Here is a 3,651-nt window from a genome sequence, read left to right on the forward strand (position 1 = left end):
CTCGGCTTTTTCTTCGAGCGACTTGCGGGCGTCTTCCACTTCCTTGTTCTTCGCTTCCACTTCTTCCTTCTGCTTCACGAGCAGGTGGGCCTTGTCCTGCAGCTCTTCGTTGGTACGGCGCAGCTCGTCGGCGAGGCTTTGCGACTGCTCGAGCAGGGACTCTGTACGGCTGTTGGCCTCGATGGTGTTCAGTACGATACCGATCGACTCCGTCAGCTGGCCGAGGAAGTCGAGGTGGGTAACCGAGAAGGGTTCAAAGGAACCGAGCTCGATAACGGCCTTCACTTCGGTTTCGAACAGTACGGGCAGTACGATCACGTTTTTGGGAACGGCCTGGCCGAGGCCGGTGCCGATCTTGAAATAGGTTTTGGGCACGTTGGTCAGTAGGATCCGCTCTTTCTCTACGGCGCACTGGCCTACCAGGCCCTGGCCGAGCGCGAACTCCTTCTGCAGCGCCACTTCTTCGTTATAGGCATAGGCCGAGAAGAGCTTAAGCTTTCTCGAGCGCTCTTCGTCGTCCTGCTCCAGGATGTAGAACATACCCTGCTGGGCGTTCACCACCTGGGCCAGCTCGGAAAGGATCCGGCGGGTTACCGTGGCGAGGTCTTTCTGCCCCTGCAGCATCTGTGTAAACTTGGCGAGGTTGGATTTCAGCCAGTCCTGCTCCTGGTTTCGAAGCGTCGTTTCCCGCAGGTTGGCGATCATCTGGTTGATGGTATCCTTCAGTTCCTCGAGCTCACCCTTCGCTTCTACGCGGATGAGTCGGGTCAGGTCACCCTTGGTTACCGAAAGGGCCACCTCCGAGATGGCGCGCACCTGGATGGTGAGGTTCTCCGCGAGCTGGTTTACGTTCTCGGTCAGGTTTTTCCAGATACCGGAGGCACCGGGCACTACGGCCTGGCCACCGAGTCGTCCTTCCACACCCACCTCACGGGCAACCGTAGTTACCTGGTCGGCGAAGAGGGCGAGGGTATCGATCATCTCGTTGATGGTTTCGGTCAGCTGGGCTACCTCACCACGCGATACGATCGAGAGTTTTTGTTTCAGGTTACCGGTGGCCACCGCGGTTACTACCTTGGCGATACCGCGCACCTGGTTGGTCAGGTTGGAGGCCATCATGTTCACGGAGTCGGTCAGGTCCTTCCAGGTACCGGCAACGCCCTGCACCTCGGCCTGTCCGCCCAGCTTACCTTCCGTACCTACTTCACGGGCCACACGGGTCACCTCAAAGGCGAAGGAGTTGAGCTGGTCCACCATCGTGTTGATGGTATTCTTCAGGTCGAGGATCTCTCCTTTTACGTCGATGGTTACTTTCTTCGAAAGGTCACCGGAGGCCACGGCCTTGGTTACCTCGGCGATGTTCCGCACCTGCAGGGTCAGGTTACCGGTCATCTGGTTTACGGAGTCGGTCAGGTCCTTCCAGGTACCGGCAACGCCTGGTACGAAGGCCTGGCCACCGAGCTTACCATCGGTACCCACCTCACGGGCCACACGCGTCACCTCGGAGGCGAAGGCGCGGAGCTGGTCCACCATCGTGTTGAGCGTTTCTTTCAGCTGGAGGATCTCGCCGCGCACGTCCACCGTAATTTTCTTCGACATGTCCCCGTTCGCCACGGCGATGGCCACCTCGGCGATGTTCCGCACCTGCGCGGTCAGGTTCGAGGCCATCTGGTTTACGGAGTCGGTCAGGTCCTTCCAGGTACCGGCGACGCCGGGCACGTGTGCCTGGCCACCGAGCTTACCTTCCGTACCCACCTCACGCGCCACGCGCGTTACTTCCGATGCGAAGGCCCGGAGCTGCTCCACCATCGTATTGATGGTGTTCTTCAGCTCGAGGATCTCGCCTTTTACGTCCACCTCGATCTTGCGCGACAGGTCACCGTTTGCCACCGCGGTCGTTACTTCCGCGATGTTCCGCACCTGCGCCGTCAGGTTCGAGGCCATTTTATTTACCGAGTCGGTCAGGTCCTTCCACAGGCCCTCCACACCCGGTACGTCTGCCTGGCCACCCAGCTTACCCTCGGAACCTACTTCCCGCGCAACGCGGAATACTTCGGAACCGAAGGAGTTCAGCTGGTCCACCATCGTGTTGATCGTATTCTTCAGCTCAAGGATCTCCCCGCGTACGTCCACCGTGATCTTGCGCGACAGGTCGCCCTTCGCCACGGCCGTTGTTACTTCGGCGATGTTCCGCACCTGCGCGGTCAGGTTGGAGGCCATCTGGTTTACCGAGTCGGTAAGGTCCTTCCAGGTACCACCTACGCCCTGCACCTTGGCCTGGCCACCGAGTTTACCCTCGGTACCCACTTCAAGGGCCACACGCGTTACTTCCGATGCAAAGGAGTTCAGCTGGTCCACCATCGTGTTGATGGTCTTCTTCAGCTCTAGGATCTCACCCTGTACGTTAACCGTAATCTTTTTGGAAAGGTCACCGTTGGCCACCGCTGTTGTTACCTCGGCGATGTTCCGCACCTGGGCTGTCAGGTTGGAGGCCATCTGGTTCACCGAATCGGTCAGGTCCTTCCAGGTACCACCAACGCCCTGCACTTTGGCCTGGCCACCGAGCTTTCCTTCCGTACCTACTTCAAGGGCCACACGGGTCACCTCGGAAGCGAAGGAGTTGAGCTGGTCCACCATCCGGTTAATTACGTCTTTGATCTGGAGGATCTCACCTTTTACGTCCACCGTGATCTTCTGGGTAAGGTCACCGTTGGCGATGGCGGTTGCTACTTTGGATACGTCACGGAGCTGAACGGTGAGGTTACCGGCCAGCAGGTTTACGTTGTCGGTAAGGTCTTTCCACACACCACCGACGCCTTTTACAGTTGCCTGTCCACCGAGCTTACCTTCCGAGCCCACTTCACGGGCCACCCGGCTTACCTCGGAGGAGAAGGAGTTCAGCTGGTCCACCATCGTATTAATGGTGTTCTTCAGCTCGAGGATCTCCCCTTTTACGTCTACCGTGATCTTGCGCGACAGGTCGCCACGGGCCACGGCCGTTGTTACTTCGGCGATGTTACGTACCTGGCCCGTCAGTTTGGAGGCCATCTGGTTTACGGAGTCGGTCAGGTCCTTCCAGGTTCCGGCTACGCCCGGCACTTCCGCCTGGCCGCCGAGTTTACCTTCGGTACCTACCTCACGCGCCACGCGCGTTACTTCCGATGAGAACGAGTTGAGCTGGTCCACCATCGTATTAATGGTGTTCTTCAGCTCCAGGATCTCGCCCTGTACGTCTACGGTAATTTTTTTGGAGAGGTCGCCTTTCGCCACGGCGGTGGTTACTTCGGCGATATTACGCACCTGGGCGGTCAGGTTACCGGCCATCAGGTTTACGGAGTCGGTCAGGTCTTTCCACACACCGGCCACGCCTTTCACGCGGGCCTGGCCACCCAGCTTACCCTCGGAGCCTACTTCGCGCGCCACGCGCGTTACTTCGGCCGCAAAGAGGTTCAGCTGTTTCACCATGTCGTTCACCTCGCGTGCGATGCGGGCAAATTCCCCTTGCAGCACGTGGTCGCCGATCTGCAGGGTCATTTCCTGCGACAGGTTGCCTTTTGCTACCGAGGAGATCACGTGGGCGATCTCAATGGTGGGGTGAACGAGGTCGGAAATAAGGCCGTTGATGGCTTCCACCCCGGAGCTCCAGGAGCC

At 58.9% G+C, this 3,651-nt stretch carries 1 protein-coding gene; it reads right to left on the reverse strand.

Going from position 1 to position 3,651, the window contains the following annotated elements:
* A partial coding sequence (locus E0486_RS18370; protein WP_131854499.1) for a HAMP domain-containing protein occupies window positions 1-3,651 on the reverse strand: 3,651 nt, incomplete at both ends.

The sequence above is a fragment of the Flaviaesturariibacter aridisoli genome, assembly GCF_004343705.1.
In the GTDB taxonomy this organism is placed as follows: domain Bacteria; phylum Bacteroidota; class Bacteroidia; order Chitinophagales; family Chitinophagaceae; genus Flavisolibacter; species Flavisolibacter aridisoli.